Origin of the sequence: Prevotella sp. E9-3 (assembly GCF_022024015.1) — a bacterium.
Classification (GTDB): Bacteria; Bacteroidota; Bacteroidia; order Bacteroidales; family Bacteroidaceae; genus Prevotella.
This window is the reverse complement of the sequence record NZ_CP091786.1, coordinates 727,584-747,485: the sequence shown is the minus strand read 5'-3', so window position 1 is coordinate 747,485 and position 19,902 is coordinate 727,584. Positions and strand designations below refer to the sequence as shown.

Sequence of the window (19,902 nt, the reverse complement as noted above, 5' to 3'; positions counted from 1 at the left end):
TTATTGGCATTTGCAACTTGGTTGCATTCTTTTTATGCTAATTTTGCACCCAGAAAAATAAATTTAGCATAAGAAAAAGAACTATGGGACATCATCATTGTAACTGCCACGAACATGAACATCACCACGAGCATGTACATCACCACGAACATGAGCATCACCACGAACATGAGCATCACCACGAGCATGTACATCACCATGAACATGAGGAAGGCGGAAGGGGAAAACTCTTTCAGATTCTCTTAGGTAGCGCATTACTGATTAGCGCTGTGCTCATCGAAAAGAATTGGGCACTGCCTACATGGCAACTATTGCTCATCTACCTTATTCCTTATCTGACCGTTGGCCATGAAACGCTGAAAGAAGCTTTCGAAGGTATTATGGAGGGCGATGCTTTCAACGAGCATTTTCTCATGACTATCGCCACACTGGGCGCACTCTGCATAGGTTTTCTGCCTGGCGCCGAGACGGAATTCCCCGAGGCAGTCTTCGTCATGCTGTTTTTTCAAGTGGGCGAACTGTTCGAAGGTTATGCCGAAGGAAAGAGCCGGGCAAGCATCGCCCACCTGATGAACATTCGCCCCGACGTGGCACACGTGGTGGATGAATCCAACTGCGAGAGCATTACTGACAAGGCTCCTGAAACGGTGGTCGTCGGTTCTACAATCATGGTTCGTCCAGGCGAGAAGATTCCTCTTGACGGTGTCATCACGAAAGGGCAGTCCGCCTTGAACACAGTAGCACTGACAGGCGAGTCTCTTCCTCGCGAAGTGGCCGAGGAAGACGAGGTAATCTCTGGGTGTGTGAATCTTTCCGGGGTTCTATATGTTCGCACAACAAAAGACTTTGGCGAGAGCACCGTTTCAAAGATTATCAATCTTGTAGAGAATGCCACCGAAAGCAAATCAAAGAGCGAGGCCTTCATCAGTCGCTTTGCCCGCATCTATACTCCTATCGTAGTGTTGGCTGCCGTAGTATTGGCATTGGTACCACCTGCAGTAAGTACCCTGTTCTACGGCTTACCCTTTGGCACATCATTCACCACCTGGCTCTACCGTGCCCTCACCTTCTTGGTGGTCAGCTGTCCTTGTGCACTGGTGATCAGTATTCCACTCACCTTCTTTGGCGGCATCGGCGGAGCCTCTCGCAAGGGCATCCTCATCAAAGGTGCCAGCTATATGGACGTATTGGCAGAGGTGGGCACTGTGGTCTTCGACAAGACCGGTACGCTTACCCACGGTCAGTTCAGCGTGACGGCCGTTCATCCTGATGCCTGCGACGAGCATCAACTGCTTCACCTTGCTGCTCATGTGGAGCATTTCTCTACCCACCCTATTGGCGCTGCCCTTCGCGATGCCTTCCCTGACGAGGCTACCGATGGTTGCCGTATCGAGAACATTGAGGAAATAGCCGGACAGGGCATTCGTGCACAGGTGGGCGACAAGCTGGTGTGCGTGGGAAATATTAAGATGATGGATGCCATTGGTGCGAAATGGCACGATTGCCACCACACAGGAACCATCATCCATGTAGCTATCAACGGTGTGTATGCCGGTCACATCGTCATCAACGACAAGCTGAAGGATGACAGTGCCGAGGCCATCCGCCAATTGAAGGCTTTGGGCATCAGCCGCACGGTGATGCTCACCGGAGACCGCCGCGAAGTGGGGGCCGATGTAGCATCAAAACTGGAACTCAGTGAATGGCATGCCGAACTGCTGCCTGCCGACAAGGTGACTCATGTAGAGCGTCTGTTGGAAGAAACGAGATCCAGCATCAGTCGCACCCGACTGGCATTTGTGGGCGATGGCATCAACGATGCTCCTGTGCTGGCTCGTGCCGATGTTGGCATTGCCATGGGTGGACTGGGCAGTGATGCTGCTATCGAGGCTGCCGATGTTGTTCTGATGGATGACCATCCCTCAAAGATTGCTTTGGCTATCAGCATTGCCCGGCGCACGCTGACCATTGCCCGTCAGAATGTGTGGTTGGCCATTGGTATCAAGGTAGCTGTGCTCATCCTTGCAGCCATAGGTTTAAGTACTATGTGGATGGCAGTTTTTGCCGATGTAGGTGTTATGCTGTTGGCTGTTCTCAACGCTATGAGGGCTTTGAGGTAATGTCAACAGTCCACTAAAAGAATTTTTGAGATAATGCCAACAAACCACTAAAAGAACTTTTTAATGGAGTCCATAAAGGGAGTGAGTTGCTTGGTGTACCACCGTCCCCATGGCGTAACGGCATTGTGACAAAAAGTAATCACCAAACGTTGACGGGCACGCGAGATCGCTACATAGAACTTGCGTGCCTCTTCATTTTCATCCCCATAGGTACTGGGATATTTGCCATCAACGGCATCAAACACTATCACATTGTCAAACTCAAGACCTTTGGCTTTATGGACAGTAGAGATAAACACACGGTCGGTGATACTGGAAGAACCACACAGGTCGGCCTCTTTCAGCGTACTAAGGTCGGCCATATGGGCTGACAACTGCTCAGCCAGAGAGTGTCCGCTCTGTGGGGTCAGCATATCTATCTCAATATACCTTAATATATAGTTCAACTTGGGGATATCCCCTACCCTTTGTTCTTCCCGGAGTACATGGTATGCCTGTTGTAAGGCCATCGAAAGCAGAGGACCTTCCTGTTGCTGATAGAGTTGTTCAACCGTTGAAAGATAAAGATGTTGATAGACTCTGCGGAAATTATCAATTGGATGACGATGACTGCCAAGAAACTTCAACTGCTCGTCAATCAAGGGGCATGCCTCATCATAGCAGAAGTTCACCAGACTGAGCGTTGCCATAATATCATCATTGGCCAGATGAGAGTTCTGTCCCTCAAGTCCAAGTGTTTCCAACAATGACTTCAACTTATAGCTCCGCAAACGGGGTTTAAGCAAACGTATCAGTTTCAGTGAATCAAAATAGCGGGACCACAGTCGTTTCATGGAGAGTGACGGAGCATAGCGCTGCATATTATGCTCCATTATCTGATAGTCGTAGGTGGCATTATGCCCCAATATCTCAGCATCACGGGCAAACTCCACAAACTGTCTGAAAGCCTCATCGGGTGCCAGATGCGGTTGATGGGCATACTCCTCAATAAGCGGATTGGGTACCTCGCCCAGCATTTCAGGGATAGGGCGTGATGTCTCTATGAAGAGATTCAACTCATCAACCACCTTACCGTCCCTCACTCTTACAGCCGCTATCTGCACCACATCATCATCGAACACACTAAGACCCGTGGTCTCCGTATCGAACACCACAAAGTCGCTCTGCCCATAGGCCTTTACAAATTCGGCCACATAGGTAGAATCATCATAGGTAAGCAAATCAACCGGCGAGATAGCTTTATCCATTAAGGCGCGTGCAAACTGTCGGGCGGCCGACTGCGAGCTATACACACGAAGTCCGCGGAACAGGATAGACCAGGCAATAAAGTTCTGTTCCATAGCCACCACGGAGAGATGTGCCAACAACAATCGAACATCGGGAGTGGAGAAAAGATCGGTACCCGAAACTTTGAAATGCGGTATATCGGGTAATGCTGCGCTCACCTCATCGGCATCACTATTGAAAGTCACCACAACGGCTGTCGTTTCCTCAGAATAGGCCTCATACAGTCTGCGTACCATACGTGCCACAAGGTTCACCTCGTCAATATTGGTGTCGCTATCGGCAAGCACCAGGTCACCACGGTGTTTCTCCTGAAGATTGGTTGTAGTTGGCAACAAGTCGGCGCTGATGTTCAGTTGTTTCTGTCCGTATTCATTAAATACATCAAGGAGATACTTCGGCGAACGATAGTTCTGAAAGAAATTATGAAACTGTCCTTCGCCACAACGCTCACGCAGCATTTCCAGCGTGTTGGTTTTCGCGCCCATGAATGAGAAGATTGCCTGTTGGGCATCACCCAGATAGACCACCGTTGCATGGGGGGCAGTGAACAAATCGATGATGGCCAACTGCAGGGGATTCAAATCCTGCACTTCATCTATCTGCAGCCAAGTGTAGCTGTTACGATAGGGAGAATCCGGAGCGCTGTCACATAGGAACTCATAGGTATTAAGCAACAGATCCTCAAAGTCGAGCAGGTCGTTTTTCTTCTTATACTGCTCATACTGACGTGCGGTTTCAAGGGCTTTCAGTATCTCTCGTGCCTCACGACTGAGAATTACATCCTGACTCAGATAGAAATCAGCATGGCGATACAGTTCTATGGCCGACTGCTGATTGTATTCCAATTTGAAAGCCACACAGAGTTCTTTCAACTGCAAAGGAGGCAAGGCATCACGATGAACCATCAATGTCCCTTCATAATGATGCTCACACTGATGCATCAGATGCTGAAGGTTCATCAGTTGAGAGTAGCGCTGCCGATGCTTATTGTCACCCAGCACCACCAGTTCATCTTCTCCAAGGATATCGGCTATGATACTAAAAACGGTATCCGTATCAATTACCGTGGTCTGCTCTGCCACCACACCGTTACGGTAGAGGAACTGTGAACAGAAACGATGAACATTGCCTACGAAAAGGAGATCAAGACCTTCAGCATTTGGCAAGCGCTGCCAGATACGGTCACGCATGCCACGGGAGGCTCTGTTAGTGAAAGTGAGACATGCCATCGAACTGAAAGGAACACCCTGCCGATAGGCCCACACAATGCGTTCAGCCAGAACAGCTGTCTTACCACAACCAGGAGGGGCTAACACTAAGTGATAGCCCCCATCCGATTGTATTACTTCCAGTTGTTCTTTATTGAATTCCATTTATCTCATCACCTTGCGGCCATTCTCTATTAGGATTCCTTTCTGACCTGCCAATGCGAGTCTTCCTTGAAGGTCATAGGTATTGGACGATTGAAGTGGTTTTACCGCTTTAGGCAATGAAACCGAAGTAGTAGCATCAACATACTGAACGGTATTGGTGCTCATTGCTAAGTTATCCAATGCTTCTGCAGACTCTGTTGGCACATAGATTTCCAGACTCGACTTCAACAATTTGCCGTTTACCATTGCAGCCACCTCATCAGGAGAGATTGCAGCACGCCAGAAGAACAGCTCGCTCAACTGGCGAGTTACGGATTTCTCTTCATCGCCTATCAGCACATCGGCAATTGAGCTGACACGCTCACGGAGTTCACCAGCAGACTCATTATCCAGATAGAGCAGGGTGCGTCCCTGAGCATAATAATGAGTCAAGGTAACAATGTGCCACTTATTGTCATCAAGGGTTCCTGTTGTAGTGAGCGTTTTGTTGGTAGGAGTCGTATAGACAACATGTCCTTCGGCATCAACAGTCACCTTACCCTCACGAGTTCCTGAAGTCATCATATAGGTGAACAGTCGGCCGGCAGCAGCACCTTTCACCCTAACGCTAATAGTAAAAGGATGTACAACGTCTTCGCCACGGAACTTTATCTGAGAGCCGTTTTCCAAAGTCATACTCTTCGCAGTATTGCGCACAGGCTGAGCCTTACCGCTGGCCAGTGCATCAAAAAGCGAAGGAGTCATAGCATAGAAAAATTCCTTATGACCGCCAGTGGTGGGGTGTCCATTATCGGCCTGATAGCCTGACGCCCACTTACCGGTTCCATCGTCAATGGCTCCAAGGGTGTTCACGGATGCCACATCCCATCCGTGAATCTGCAGGTTCATTTTCTTGATATAGTCATAATCCTCAAGGGTAAAGTCAGCACGTGTGTAATTGTTCATCACCACGGGTATCTTGCCATCATTCTTGATTTTGCGGATGATGGTCTGCATATTGGTAGAGAACTGGTTCAGCACATTCTGTTTGTTGGTTGACTCATGGATTCCCTCATTACCCATCGACAGCCCAATAATGACATAGCGCGAATAATTGCGTGTCATTTCATCATATCTGTTCAGCAGGTCGTTAGTGGTATTACCGCCGATAGCAATGCCTGATGTATAGAAAGGGTTGACAGAAACCTCATTTGCATAACGTTCTTTCATCAACTCTCCATAGAGATAGGCATAACCTTTGTTGCCGGTAGCGCCCTGCCCGTTGCATACTGACGAGCCGAATGCTGAAATACGATATTCATCAACAGGAGCCGAGAATGTCCAGGCTTTGGTCTGCTTATTAAAGGTTACTGAATAGGTGCCTCCATTGATACGGATATTTCCGGAACGATAGTTCTCGCTTGGAATTTCGAAATAAACGTACTTATCACTGAACAGAAACACGTTCTTATCATCAAGCGTTACTTCGCCCGAATAGATATTTCCTTCCAAATTTGTAATCTCCACACCACCCTGAGGAGCTATATTTCCCCTTAAATAGAGCTGGGCAGAGCCTGAGAGAGCGAAAAGGAGTGAAAGAACTGAGACAGCAATTCTTTTGGTATTAACAACACCTAAAAGAAGCTTAATTGATTGGTAATTAGAAACAGTTGTATTCATAAGTTTTAGAAAATTGTAATAATACTTACTATTTTAAGAAGGTAGTAATAAAAAAATGCGGAGAGAACAGAATCTCGTTCCATTTCTCTTTCTATCCGCTTAACTTGTTGAGAACCAACACTCTGAAAGAATTATCTTACGTCGTATTGTTCATCAACTCTAACGATTATCTAATCAAATCCGTCTGCAAAAGTAAGCAATAATTATGATATCGCCAAACTTTTCTGCAGATATCTTCAGAGCACTATGCCCAATGCTCTGGCAACAGCATTCTTGATGAAAGCATTGATGGTAATGCCCTCCTTGCTGGCTGCCATGGCTACACCACTGTGAATCTCTGGGGGCAAACGCACATTAAGAACGCCCGTGTAGGGTTTCCTCGGTGCTATGCCTTTCTCTTCACACAGCTGCAGATAGTCATCAACCGCCCCATGTTAGGACTATTGCACAGCAATACGACATCAGCCATATCCAAACTGTCTATAATGTGATACATTTCCTACATCATCCATCTTACATCGCTTCTCCCTCGCTCTTCCCATACTGCAAGCATATTCACGAGTAAGCCTAGAAGCGGCTTAGAGTATGGGGGTAGTCTGCGAACACCCATCACTGTAGTTCTAACAGCCTATCTTCCAGATCCTTTTCCTTGTAGCGTTTCTGTCGGGGAAGACCAGTAAACTCCAGCACAAACGGGTCGCGAATAATATCCGAGGCTATTTGCACTTGATGTCCCTCGTTTGCGAGAGCCAAAACACCCTCTTTGTCCGTACTCAATGCAAGGCGCTGGAATAGTGACGAGTTGGTCACACTTCAACAACTCTAAATAATGGCTCCATGTCAATTGTCCAGACACTGTCTGGATTTTTGGGAATCGCACATAGAAGAGCCTCATGTTGAATAGATTGGATCTGGAATAGCCCTTTCCGCGAAGTTTGGTCAGGTCTTTTGACAGGTTTGTCAGAAGCTGTTTTCCGTATTCTGCTTTTACATTACCATGCTGTTCGTATTCCACGATGTATCTTCCTGTTTCCCAGCTTGCATCAAGCAGCTCTGTGTTCACGGCAAGAGCAGCCTTTTCTCTGGCCTTATCCCACACACCCGAAATAAGTGAGACGAGTCTCACATATTCCGAATCCTCGGTTTGTACAAGCCCTTTTCTTGTTGTTGTCAAATCCTTACTCATATATAGTATTCCTTTATTTCAATAAGGTTTATTCCGTTCAGTATTGACACCATACACCATCGGCTGGCCCGGCCTGTTGCTACAAGTCTTTGGCACATGGCTCGTCCTCAAACTGTTTGGCAACTAAAATCGTTAAACCCAAAACATATTTACTGCTCGGCATACTGCATGGGGGTCATGCCGGTATATTTCTTGAACTTCTTCTGCAGGTCGGGGCGGTCGGCAAAGCCGCAGTGGGCGGCGATGGCCTCGTTGGTCCAGTCGGGGTGCAGCCTGATGATGCGCTTGGCCTCCTCCACACGAAGGTCTGACAGCCAGTCGGCAAACTTCGTGTCGTGCAGGCGCAGCCAGAGCGTCAGCTGGTTCTCCGACACACCCATCTGCTCTGCCACGACAGATTTCTTCAGTCCGTTCTTCCTGTAGCCGCCCTGCCGGGTCCATCGGGCGACGGCCGTAGCAGTAGCCTCAGAAGAACTATCTACTTCTCTCTCCTTAGGAGAGGGATCGGTGGGGGGGGTGGATTTTTTCTCCGCTTCCTGCACCTTTCGTGGCATGCTGCTCTTCACATAGTCACAGAAACTGTCCACGAAATACCACGTGCCGTAGAGGAACACCACGGCGAATGCCATCAGCCACCGGCCGGGCACGAAGATCATGGCGGGCACGAACAGCGCCAGCGCGGCCAGCACGGTGATGCTCACCTGCATCCATGCGAGCCGCAGGCTCAGGTCGTTGTCGTAGTAGTCGTCTAAGCTCTGGCGCAGGCGGCGCAGCAACACGACGTTCCTACAGCCGTAGTAGCACTGCATGGCGAAGTAGAGCACGCTGCCCGCCTGCTCGGCCAGTTGCAGCCTCGGCGTGTCGCTCAGCAGCGTCTGCCCGCCAGTCATGGCCGTGGCGAATATCAGCACCAGCTCTGTCAGCCATACACCGCCGCCCAGCCACTTGTCCAGCAGGTTCAAGCGTCCCTGCGTCAGCAGTCGGAGCACGGCCAGCGACAGCAGCCACGACACCAGCGTAAACACCCCGAGATTGAGCATCACGGCCTGCGTCACGCCTTTCTCACGCAGACCCAGCACCAACTGTAGGAAGAACTGAAGGCCTAATAACACCGTACCGCCGAGCATCAGCCAGCGGCTCGCGCCCGTCACGCTGTTCTCCTCCACCCGTCGGGGCAGCACCAGAAGCTTAAACGTCAATCCTATCATCAGCACAACGGCTGTAAACTGCATCAGATTCATATCTCGTCTGGAAATATTACTGGTTAAGGAAATACGCAGCAAAGTTACGCATTTTTCTACAAATACGGACAAAAAAGTGTGTCAATTCGCGAAATTGACACACCTTCCTACCGAAATTGACACACCATTCGCGCAATTGACACTCCTTTGGTCGAGCAGAATATATATTTTTGTACCCATAAACCAAACTATAAAACAGTATGGAACAACAAATCTACCAGACCGCCCTCCTCGTGAGCGGCATCCTCTGTCTCGCCATGGGTCTCGTCCTGTTGCGCGGCTTCAGCTACTACGCCTTCTATCCCCGTTACCGCCGCTGCCGCCTGCTCGTGGCCCTCGGCCTGGCTGTCGTAGGAGCCGGCTGTCTGCTCCACTGGCATTTCGGATTTCTGCCTGTATGGCCCTTCACCCTTCTGATGATGGCAGGCCTGGGCGTGCTCATCGCCATCTTCTACAACATCTACGAATACGGCTTCCACCTCGACAAGGACGAAGCGGCTTAAAAAGATAAGAAATAAAACAAAGTATAACAACAAATATCAAAATCACAACAATGAAACACTTCATTCACATCATCAACCACTCCGCGAGGGCAGCCACCACGCTGCTCCTCGCCGTGCTCACCGTCTCGACGGCGTGGGCAGAGGACGTCACCATCAGCTCGGCAGCTGACTGGGATTCGTTCGCAAATGCCGTCAACAGCGGCACGTCGTACAGCGGACAGACCGTGACGCTCGGCGCAGACATCACCGTTTCGACGATAGCGGGCACAAGTACGAACAAGTTCAGCGGGACGTTCTACGGCGGCGGACATACGCTGACGTTCAATGCCACAGCAACAGCTGACGGTTGCGCCCCGTTCGGCTACATCGACGGAGCGACGTTCAAGTGCCTGAAAGTGGCGGGAACCATCAGCACCGGCTATAAGTACGCTGCCGGTATCGCTGCCCACAGCTATGGCAACTGCACCATCCAGAGCTGCCAGAGCAGCGTGGTCATCAATACCAGCATCAGCGGCGACGGCACACACGCCGGATTTGTGGCTGTTGAAGAAAGCGGGTGTACGCTCACCGTCACCAACTGCCTGTTCGACGGCAGCATCTCGGGCGGGAGTACCAACAACTGCGGCGGCTTCGTAGGCTGGCGCAACGGTTCGCTGACGTTCACCAACTGCCTGATGGCGGGAACAATGGCCATCAGCCAGACCGATGGCAGTGCCCTGTTCAACCGCAACGGCAGTTCGACATTGACCAACTGCTACTACGATGGCAGCAAGAGTTACGGCTCAATAGCCAAGCAGGGTACTGCAACTACCGCCACGGGCATCGCCCTCCAGGCCCTGCTCGGCTCCGGCTGGAAGGTCAGCGACGAAAACGTTGTTCCTGACATGGATGCAAAAAGCCTCTCTAATGCCACCGTCAGCGGCATCAATAACTACTACCCCTACACCGGCTATGAAATCGCCATCGATTACACCGTGACGGCAGCGGACGGAACGGTGCTAACGAAAGGGACGCACTATACCGAGACCATCACCCCCGGCACCGTGCAGCAGGAGGGCGACTACACACTGACCATCACTGGCACGGGCGACTACAGCGGCTCGCAGTCGTTCACCTTCACCGTGAGCGACGGGTGGAAGTACTACGAGGAGGGTGTGCTAAAGAGCAAGCCCTATGCCGACGTCACCGTCATCAACAGCGGGAACAAGCCCACCTCGCTCTCCGGCTGGTATGTCGTGACCGGGGATGTCAGCTACAACGGGCGAATTTCACTTACGGGCGAAACACACCTGATTCTTGCCGACGGCGCGACGATGACGGTCACACATAATGACCATGCCATCTACGATCCTAACCAGAGCTTATACATCTACGGGCAGGAGCAGGGCAGCGGCACTCTCAACATTTCCGCTTCTGGAAGTTTTAAACGTGCTATCTGGTGCAAGCATTTCTACATGTACGGCGGTATAGTCAATGCCAAAGGCGATAGCAACACTGGAGACGGTTTCCGCTCAACTGATGGCAGCTTCACCTTTAAGGGCGGCGTAGGAAGATTTAGTGGCAGCAATTCTTATTATGGAGTAGATACAAAGAGCGGCAGCATCAATATCAGCTGGACAAGCGATGCCGACGAATTCTATACCAATAAGACCAGGGGGACCGTCACTCTCGGAAAGAGTTTCTGGATCCGTGGTACGGAGACCGAGGCCACCACAGGCAATCTGGCAGGCAAGACCATCGTTCCCGCAGGCAGCAGGGCAATAGATATTTCTGAAACGGAGAACGGCAGTGTGACAACGGACAAGAGAAATTCAGCTGCCAACAAGACCGTGACCATCACTGCCACGCCCATTGCCGGCTATGGCGTGGAGAGCGTCAGCGTAAGGGATGCTGACAACGGAGTGGTGACCGTCACGAATACGGGTAACGGCACCTACACCTTCACGATGCCCGCCAAGAACGTCACCGTCAGCGCCACCTTTGCGCAGATGTCTAACGACCTTGCCAATGCCGAAATCACGGGTGTCAGCGACGACTACATCTATACGGGTTCGCCCATCAGTCTCAGCACACTCGCCGTGGCGCTAATGGGCAGTGCGCTGACCGCCGGCACCGACTACGACATCGCCTACACGCTGAACGGAACGCCCGTTGACCAGGTGCAGGCTGCGGGCGATTATGTGGTGACCATCAGTCCCCACAGCGGCACTGCCTACACAGGCAGCAAGAGCAAGGCCTTCCGCGTGCTCAACTTCACCAGCGCCACACTGAGCGGAGTCGGCGAGGTGTATCAGCATACGGGCAGCGAAAGGGCGATAGTCCCCACCGTCACCATCACCGGACTGACGATGAACCAGACACTGACAGCGGGTACGGACTACAGCGTATCCTACACCTGCAACGGTGCAGCAGCCTCCGTCGTGAACGCACCGGGTCTATATACCATGACCGTGACTGGCAGCGGAGCGTATGCCGCCTGCGGCACGCTGACTCACGACTTCATAGTGCTGACGTTTGAGAAGTACAACACCAACAGCGGCAGTCTTGAGACCGCCACCACCACCGACGACAACGGTAGCATCGTCACTGCTTCGACTACGAGCATGAACGGCAGCTGGTATGTGGTGACGGAAGACGTGACCGTCGGCAGCCGCATCACGGTGACCGGCGACGTCAGCCTGGTGCTGTGCGACGGCGTGACGCTCACTGCCAACCGAGGCATCGAGGTGCGCAGCGGCAACTCGCTGACCATCTACTCGCAGAGCGGCAACACGGGCGCACTCACGGCCTACTCTGCCGACCAGTACGGTTCGGCCATCGGAGGTGCAGGAATGTATGCCAGCGGCGGCACCATCACCATCCACGGTGGCGAAATCAATGCCACCAGTCATGGGGATGCATCGCGGGTCATCGGCGGCCCCAACAGCACCGTTACCATCTATGGCGGACGGGTGAGCGCCTGGTACGACCTGAACGGCTACGCCATCGGCGGCGATGGCGCCACTGTCAACCTCAGCTGGTGCCGCTCGTCGGATAATATCTACGCCATGAGCTTCGGCGGCACGGTGAACCTGCTGGGCAACTTCGTGTTCGACGACAACCGCCAGCAGGTGGTCACCACCGGCAACGTCAACAGCAACAGGCGCATCGTGCCGCAGGGCAGCGAATGGTTCGTCGCGTTCAACTCGCAGGGCGGCAGCGCAGTGGCACAACAGAGCATCGACAACAACGCCACGGCCACCGAGCCGACGGAACCCACCCGTACGGGCTACACCTTCGGCGGATGGTACACCGATGCTGACTGTACGGACGGCAACGCCTACGACTTCGCAACGGCAGTGACCGCAAACCTGACGCTCTACGCCAAGTGGACGCTGACACCGTTTGCCATCAACCTGCCCGAAAGCCTTGAGGCAACGGTGGGCGGCAGCGCAGCCACCACCGCCACGATGGGCCAGACGGTGACGCTGACACTGAAGAGCGGCTACACGCTGACGGGCAGCATCACCGCCACCGACGCCAACAGCCAGACCGTCAGCCTGACCGACGGGGGCAACGGCACCTACACCTTCACCATGCCGGCCTCTGCTGTCAACGTGGTGGCCTTCGCGGGCGTCATCGAGCCGGGCTGGACGCTGGCAGGCACCTATAAAACGCAGAACTTCACGGCCGACGATACCTACTACTACGGCTTCGTGGGCACGGCGGGTACAGGCACCGAACTGGGCACCTTCGTACAGGTGGGTGGCTATGTGCGCGTAAAACCGATGAGGGCCTATCTCGTGGCTCCCGGCGGTACGCCGAAGGCTGCGGCACGGCGGACGACCCGCGCCGCTGACGGCGAAGAACTGCCCGCGACGCTGCGCGTCAGACTGCTGGGCAGCAACGGCGAGACAACGGGAATCATCAACATGGAACATGGAACATTGAACATGGAACAATCGACCGACGCATGGTATAGTCTCGACGGAAGCCGACTGCAGGGCGAGCCGACGCAGCGCGGCATATATATCAATAAAGGTAAAAAGGTCATCATCAAATAACAGGAGGACACAGCAATGAAACAGCATATCAAACAAATCATCATCCTGGCCCTCATGCTCGTGGGCAACGCCACGGCATGGGCCGACGAGACCGTCACGTTTACGTTCCGTGAGGCATACGAAAACAATTATTACAATTCCTATCTCGTCTATAACAGCACGAACTACAAGCTGAACGCTGACAATAATGATTGGTTCACCACCGCCACCACCACGGCGGGCGGCATCGCGGTGACGATAGACTACAGCCCCTCGAGCTATGGCGCTGTTGTTGAGATGCCCAGCAACGAAAAAGCATACGCTGACGGGTACAGATACGTGCTCTATCCCATGAACCCCTTCACCCTGTCGTTCAGCGCCGGCAAGTACATCAGCCATGTCAAGGTGTATTGCACTAATCCAGGCGAAAACTGGGAACAGGATGCCACCAACAACACGACGTCATGCTCCGTGCGTTGCAACCAGAGTTGGTATGTCTATAGGATTGACGTGACGCTGAGCGACACGAAGCCCGTGCTCGACATCAGCGGAGCCGACGTCAGCGGCATTGCCGGCAGTTACGACTACACGGGCAGTGCCATCGAGCCTGCCATCAGCGGCGTGACGCTCAACACGGGCACGATAACTCCGCTGACGCTGACCGCAGACACCGACTACACCGTCAGTTACGAGAACAACACCAATGCAGGCATCGCCACCGTGACGCTGACCGGACAGGGATACTACACCGGCACGTGCAGCCGCGACTTCACCATCAACAAGGTGGCTGCCACCGCTACCGCGCCGACACCGGCCACCGTCGACTACAACGGCACGGCGCAGCCCCTCTGCAGCGGAGGCTCGGCCACGGGCGGCACGCTGATGTACTCCATCGACGGCGGCTCGACGTGGAGTGCTGACGTGCCCACCGCCACCGCCGTAGGCACCTACAACGTCTATTACCGCGTGGATGCCGACCAGAACCACACGGGCATCGCCTCCACCTTGGCAGGCACGGCCACCATCAATGCCGCCACCGTCAACTACGGATGCCTCGCCGTGACCGTCACCCCAGCCACCGATGTCAGTCTTACCATCGGCGAGAGTGACGGCACAGCGGCCCACGACATCACCATCCCGGCCGACATCGACGTAAACAGCATCACCATGCAGCGCACCTTCACCCCGGGCAAGGCCTCCACCGTCATGCTGCCCTTCGACATTGCTGTGTCGAAAGTCGGCGGCGGCACCTTCTACAGCTTCATCGGCGTGGATAAGAGCGGTGCGCAGTGGGATGTCGTCATGCAGGAGGTGAACCGCATCGGCGGCACCCTGCAGGCCCACACGCCCTACCTCTTCATGCCATCGGCAGAGACCATGACCTTCACCCTCGGCGGCCAGACCGTCACCCTGAAGGCCAACAGCCAGCAGACATACACCGTAGAACCCTAAAAACATCACGAAGCAATGAAAAAGAAAATATACGAGAAGCCTTCGATAAAGGTCATCAAGATCCAGCAGACCCACATCCTCTGCGGCAGTCCCGACGGTGCCCCCGACAGATGGGGCGGTAACGATCCGGATAATCCCTACGACTTCGACTAGAATGACCGCGACCAGAACCCTACAGACACATCAATCCCCCGCACGGCACGGAGCCGGGCGGGGGATTGATGGTGTGGATGATGAGTGAGAAGGGGCTACTTTCACTTACCAGTACAGTCGGCGAACACACTTGTCAAACTCGTCGATTGTGGAAATAGTTACTTTCATACTGCAGCTTCTTCCTCTTCCAGTTCCACAATCAACTCGTCCAGAGTCTTCAACTTGCGCCCTTCACGCTTAGCAGCCTCCACCTCGTTGAGTGCACGGGTCAGCGATTCCTTTACATATGCCTTCTGCTTGGCAGTCTTGGCGTCGTCAGCCTCATTCTTAGCAGGTGTCAGCGACCTCACAAAATCAAGCACCTTCTTCAAAAGTACCTTATCATCGGCGATTTCGCCCATAGCACGGTACAATTCCGCATTCAACTGTATTGCTGTCATAATCCTAACATAATTGATAATCAGGTACAGAAAAAGGGAACCTGATTGATTCCCTTTAAGTCATTTTCGCGGAGAGAACAGGATTCGAACCTGCGAACCGGTTTTGCCGGTTACACGCTTTCCAGGCGTGCCTCTTCAACCACTCGAGCACCTCTCCTTAGATATTGTTTTGCATTAGCGAGTGCAAAAGTAATGTTTTTCTATCAAGTTGCCAAATAAATAGCTGTAAATATTTCATAAAGAAATGCCTAAAGCAGTACCAAACACACGGTTTACGTTTGCGGTGGTTCTACTTGCCAACTCATCGGTAGTGATACCATAGCTCTCGGCCATTTTCTCTAACACATGGGCCACGAAAGCTGGTTCGTTGCGTTCACCACGATGAGGCACTGGTGCCATATAGGGCGAATCTGTCTCCAATACTATTCGATCAAGAGGTACGGCAGCAGGTAGCACTTCAGGCAGATGCGACTTTTTGAAAGTCAGCACACCACCAACTCCAAGCACAAATCTATCGAACTGCAACAGTTCTTTGGCCTCCTTCTCATTACCTGTGAAGCAATGAAACACGCCACCAGGCAGTTCTTTCTCATAGTGTTTCAACAGATGAACCATTTCGTTCTGTGCTTTCCTACAGTGAATCATCAGGGGCAGACGGGTTTCAACCGACCATTTCACCTGCTCCTCGAAAGCTGCCAACTGTTCGTGCTCAAACTCACGACTCCAATAATAGTCTAATCCCACCTCACCAATGGCAATGAGTTTATCCTTTTGAGGGGAATCGAACACTATGGTTTTTATCTGTGCCAATGCTTCTTTGTAGTCGGCTTTCACCTCTTCCGGATGAAGACCAGCCATGGGGTACAGATAGTCGGGATGGGCTTTACTGAGCGAAAGGATATTGAGTGATGTTGCCACATCAATAGCCGGCAGGAACACGGCCCCTACCCCAGCTTCCTGAGCACGAGTCATTACTGCGATAAGGTCGCTATTAAACTCTTCGCCGTCTAAATGTGCGTGGGTATCAACGAAAAATGCCACTCTCTACCGATTATTTTTCACGATTCATCATCTGGTTCATATAGCGGCGCAGGTTTTCCTTACGCTCATCGGCTACATTCACCTTGTCCAAATACTTGCGGGCCTCTGCGAAATAGTAATTGATTTTTTCTTCACAGAGTTGTTTGATACCTATCTCATCATACAGCCGTGTAACAGCAGTTATCTTCTCCTGACGATCAAATTCCTGTGCCTCAATCCAGTGCATCAGTTCACTGCGCTGCGTTTCGTTAGCGCGATTCACAGCATTAATGAGCATATAGGTTTTCTTGTTTGAGGTGATATCGCCTCCTATAGCCTTTCCGAACACTTTCGAATCACCATAGACATCCAGCAAGTCGTCCTGAAGTTGGAAAGCGAGTCCCATCTGTTCGCCGCACTTATAGAGGTTCTTGGCATCTTCTTCTGAAGCGTCAGCCAATATAGCGCCCATTTTCATGGCGCATGCCAGCAGTACGCTGGTCTTCAGGCGTATCATCTCTATATACTCTTCCTCAGTCACATCATTACGAGTTTCGAAGGTCATATCATACTCCTGTCCTTCACCTATTTCGAGAGCTGTCTCAGTAAATAGGTTCAATACCTCGGGCAGGTATTTGGCATCACACTGTGCCACTCGCTGATAGGCCAACACCAGCATGGAATCGCCAGAAAGGATGGCCTTGTTGGCATCCCATCGCTTGTGCACGGTCTCATGTCCACGGCGCAAGTCGGCATTATCCATTAAATCGTCGTGCAGAAGCGTATAGTTATGATAGGTTTCCAGTCCTAATGCCTGCATCATAATCTGCTCTGGATTCTCCTTAAACAGGTTATAGCCAAGCAACATCAGTACCGGTCGAATACGTTTTCCACCCAATGCAAGTACATAGCGTATAGGCTCATAGAGCGACTTGGGCTGACGTTCGTAGGAAAGACTATCAAGGGTCTCATTGACCTTTTTCAATATTTCTTCTGATGAATACATAAAGCAACATTTTATAGTTTAAACACGATGGGAATACACACTTTGGTACGGCAGGGCTGATCGTTCTGTATGCCTGGTGTCCAACGGGGCATCATGCGCAGTACTCGCAAGGCTTCGCGGTCACAAAAGGAATTGAGCGATTGAATAATATTTATATCGGTCACCGAACCGTCTTTGTTTACAATAAACTCGGCCACTACCTTTCCTTGCAGTTTTCTTTCTTCAGCAGCCACCGGATAGCGGAGGTTTCGAGTGAGCCATTTCATGAACTCCAGATAACCGCCAGGAGGCTGCGGGAGGTCTTCGACCACACGGAAGCTTAGCACATCTTCGCCTTTCTTATCGTTTGTCTCAGGCTCGGGCAGTTCATCGGCCAAATCACCTTCAATGGTTTGCTCGGGCTGTCGTTCAATCATCTCTTCCTTACTTTCTTCCTCGTCAACAACGGTCAGTTTCTGCGACGGCTCTGGCTCGGCTTTCGGTGCCAGCGAAATTTCGTTCTCTTGCCGCATCAAAGGGGCCAGTTCCTCTTCAACGGTGATTTCATCCATAGTTTCGAAATCTTCCAACGGGTCATCGAGCGAGAAAGGATACTCGAGTGCTACGATGAACAGTAATAGCGAAACGACGAGTCCTATCAGGAACCGCAGCCACCATTTTCTCTCCAAATCGGCGTTCGCACTCTTTTTGATTTCCATAATAAAATAGAGAATCTTCCGTTAATATAACGAAATCAGGCTACAAAAGTACAAATTAATTCATAATTATTTTTTAACTTTGCGCAGTTTTTTGTTTTTTAAATGAAAAAAGTCGTATATACCCTTCTTGCAAGTTTCATGGTTTTCTTTGCTCATGCACAGGAAACACAGACGGCTTACAATTTCTTGCGTCTGCCCGTGAGTGCTCATGTGGCGGCTCTGGGTGGCGACAATATTTCATTGACCGACGACGATGCTTCCTTTATTTTCCACAACCCCGCACTGATTCAGTTTGCCTCCCATCGCACATTAAATCTCAATATGATGAGTTATATGCAGGGAACGGTAACGGCGAGTGCTGCCTATATTCAAGCAGTAGGCGACCGCGGCACATGGGGATTGAGTGGCCGCTTTATGGACTATGGCGAAATGAAGGAGATGAATGCTGTAGGCGAACAGACCGGAACCTTCAAAGCCCGTGATGTGGCTGTTGCGGGAACATTCAGTTATGGACTTTCCGACCGTTTCAGCGGTGGTGTTACTGCACGTCTGGCAGCTTCCTATATGGGAAACTATAATTCACTGGCCGCACTTGTCGATCTCGGATTGAACTATTACGATGCCGACAGCGAATGGAGCCTTTCGGCCGTAGCCCGCAACCTGGGTGGACAGCTGAAAGCCTATGATGACGAATTTGAGCGTATGCCTCTCGATCTGCAGTTCGGTATTACCAAACGTCTTATCGGATCGCCTTTACGCCTGAGTGCTACTTTAGTACGTCTGAATGACTGGGAATACGGAATAGGTCGCCATATTGTGATAGGTGGCGAACTGATGCTTGGACAACAATTCTATGTAGGTGCCGGCTATAATGCCATGCGAGCTGCCGAAATGAAGATTAGCGATGGTGAGGGTGAAAGCGCCCACGGTGCCGGTCTTTCTTTTGGCGGAGGAATGATGCTTGAACGTCTCAAACTTCATGTGGCCTATGCGAAGTATCATGTCAGCGCCTCATCGCTTTTAATAAATATCAGTTATACACTATGAAAAAGATTACAATTGCCATAGATGGCTTCTCATCGTGTGGAAAGAGTACAATGGCTAAGGATTTGGCCCGTGAGGTCGGTTATATATATGTTGACACCGGAGCCATGTATCGCAGTGTGACCCTCTATGCCTTGCGCCATCAGTTATTTAATGAAGACGGGAGCATCAAGGTGGACCTGCTGGAGCAGCATATGCCTCAAATCAACATTTCTTTTAAGCTCAATGCCGAGACCGGACGTCCCGATACATATTTGAACGGTGAGTGTGTGGAGAAAGAGATACGCACCCTTGAGGTTTCAAATCATGTAAGTCCTATTGCCGCCCTTCCTTTTGTTCGCCAGGCATTGGTGGCCCAACAACAGAAGATGGGATGCGACAAAGGCGTGGTAATGGATGGACGCGACATAGGCACGGTGGTTTTTCCCGATGCAGAATTGAAAATATTCGTTACTGCCTCGGCCGAAGTGCGTGCACAGCGCCGTTTCGACGAATTGCAGCAGAAGGGTATGCCTGCTGACTTCGATGATATTCTGAAGAATGTTCAGGAACGCGACTACATCGACTCTCATCGTGAGGTATCGCCACTGCGCAAAGCCGATGATGCACTTGAACTGGACAACAGTCACATGACCATCGCTGAACAGAAGCAATGGCTGATGGAACAGTTCAAGAAAGCCACAACTACTCTTTGAGCA

16 protein-coding genes and 1 tRNA gene are annotated in these 19,902 nt (G+C 51.5%); 7 read left to right on the top strand and 10 right to left on the bottom strand.

Translation table 11 applies throughout. The features are described from left to right. Positions 1-83 precede the first annotated feature (83 nt). Entirely contained in the window at positions 84-2,120 is a 2,037-nt protein-coding gene (locus L6475_RS02705) for a heavy metal translocating P-type ATPase (RefSeq protein WP_237822276.1), read from the top strand. 47 nt (positions 2,121-2,167) lie between these two features. On the opposite strand, the gene L6475_RS02700 is transcribed toward L6475_RS02705, so the two are convergent. From L6475_RS02700 to L6475_RS02680, 5 genes are all read right to left on the bottom strand, one after another. Then, the gene (locus tag L6475_RS02700) at positions 2,168-4,780 is read right to left on the bottom strand and encodes a 3'-5' exonuclease (protein WP_237822274.1); all 2,613 of its coding nucleotides are present in this window, start codon (positions 4,778-4,780) and stop codon (positions 2,168-2,170) included. Beyond that, complete coding sequence (locus L6475_RS02695) at positions 4,781-6,439, bottom strand: SGNH/GDSL hydrolase family protein (protein WP_237822272.1); 1,659 nt, start codon at positions 6,437-6,439, stop codon at positions 4,781-4,783. Between the two features lie 236 nt (positions 6,440-6,675). Continuing rightward, entirely contained in the window at positions 6,676-6,846 is a 171-nt protein-coding gene (locus L6475_RS02690; RefSeq protein ID WP_255777745.1) for a toxin-antitoxin system HicB family antitoxin, read from the bottom strand. Between the two features lie 221 nt (positions 6,847-7,067). Further along, positions 7,068-7,565, bottom strand: a complete 498-nt coding sequence (locus L6475_RS02685) for a DUF1016 N-terminal domain-containing protein (protein WP_237822270.1) — start codon at positions 7,563-7,565, stop codon at positions 7,068-7,070. Between the two features lie 209 nt (positions 7,566-7,774). Further along, entirely contained in the window at positions 7,775-8,866 is a 1,092-nt protein-coding gene (locus L6475_RS02680; RefSeq protein ID WP_237822268.1) for a helix-turn-helix transcriptional regulator, read from the bottom strand. Positions 8,867-9,066: 200 nt separating this feature from the next. Here L6475_RS02680 and L6475_RS02675 point away from each other — a divergent pair, with 200 nt between their 5' ends. From L6475_RS02675 to L6475_RS02655, 4 genes are read left to right on the top strand one after another with little or no spacing between them, the layout of a single operon-like run. Next, complete coding sequence (locus L6475_RS02675) at positions 9,067-9,369, top strand: hypothetical protein (protein ID WP_237822266.1); 303 nt, start codon at positions 9,067-9,069, stop codon at positions 9,367-9,369. A gap of 50 nt (positions 9,370-9,419) precedes the next feature. After that, positions 9,420-13,412: an InlB B-repeat-containing protein gene (locus tag L6475_RS14500; protein WP_305079893.1), complete on the top strand. Its 3,993-nt coding sequence runs from the start codon at positions 9,420-9,422 to the stop codon at positions 13,410-13,412. 15 nt (positions 13,413-13,427) lie between these two features. Beyond that, a complete protein-coding gene (locus L6475_RS02660; RefSeq protein WP_237822264.1) occupies positions 13,428-14,843 on the top strand; it encodes a hypothetical protein in 1,416 nt (471 codons plus the stop codon). A 15-nt stretch (positions 14,844-14,858) separates the two neighbouring features. Continuing rightward, positions 14,859-14,996: a hypothetical protein gene (locus L6475_RS02655; RefSeq protein WP_237822263.1), complete on the top strand. Its 138-nt coding sequence runs from the start codon at positions 14,859-14,861 to the stop codon at positions 14,994-14,996. A gap of 164 nt (positions 14,997-15,160) precedes the next feature. On the opposite strand, the gene L6475_RS02650 is transcribed toward L6475_RS02655, so the two are convergent. The 5 genes from L6475_RS02650 to L6475_RS02630 all read right to left on the bottom strand — a co-directional run bounded on the left by L6475_RS02650 (position 15,161) and on the right by L6475_RS02630 (position 18,160). Next, entirely contained in the window at positions 15,161-15,436 is a 276-nt protein-coding gene (locus tag L6475_RS02650; protein ID WP_237822261.1) for a hypothetical protein, read from the bottom strand. Between the two features lie 69 nt (positions 15,437-15,505). Continuing rightward, positions 15,506-15,593: transfer RNA gene (locus L6475_RS02645), tRNA-Ser, on the bottom strand. 77 nt (positions 15,594-15,670) lie between these two features. Beyond that, complete coding sequence (locus L6475_RS02640; protein ID WP_237822259.1) at positions 15,671-16,477, bottom strand: TatD family hydrolase; 807 nt, start codon at positions 16,475-16,477, stop codon at positions 15,671-15,673. Between the two features lie 10 nt (positions 16,478-16,487). Then, a complete protein-coding gene (locus L6475_RS02635) occupies positions 16,488-17,462 on the bottom strand; it encodes a polyprenyl synthetase family protein (protein ID WP_237822257.1) in 975 nt (324 codons plus the stop codon). Positions 17,463-17,473: 11 nt separating this feature from the next. Continuing rightward, a complete protein-coding gene (locus tag L6475_RS02630; protein ID WP_237822255.1) occupies positions 17,474-18,160 on the bottom strand; it encodes an energy transducer TonB in 687 nt (228 codons plus the stop codon). Positions 18,161-18,262: 102 nt separating this feature from the next. Between L6475_RS02630 and porQ the strand changes: the two genes are divergently transcribed. Both porQ and cmk read left to right on the top strand, forming a co-directional pair. Next, positions 18,263-19,207, top strand: a complete 945-nt coding sequence (gene porQ, locus L6475_RS02625) for a type IX secretion system protein PorQ (RefSeq protein WP_237822253.1) — start codon at positions 18,263-18,265, stop codon at positions 19,205-19,207. After that, positions 19,204-19,899 carry a (d)CMP kinase gene (gene cmk, locus L6475_RS02620; RefSeq protein ID WP_237822251.1) on the top strand — a complete coding sequence of 232 codons (696 nt, stop codon included), beginning with the start codon at positions 19,204-19,206 and terminating at the stop codon, positions 19,897-19,899. Before porQ ends, cmk begins: the two co-directional genes overlap by 4 nt. The last annotated feature ends 3 nt before the right edge of the window (positions 19,900-19,902 follow it).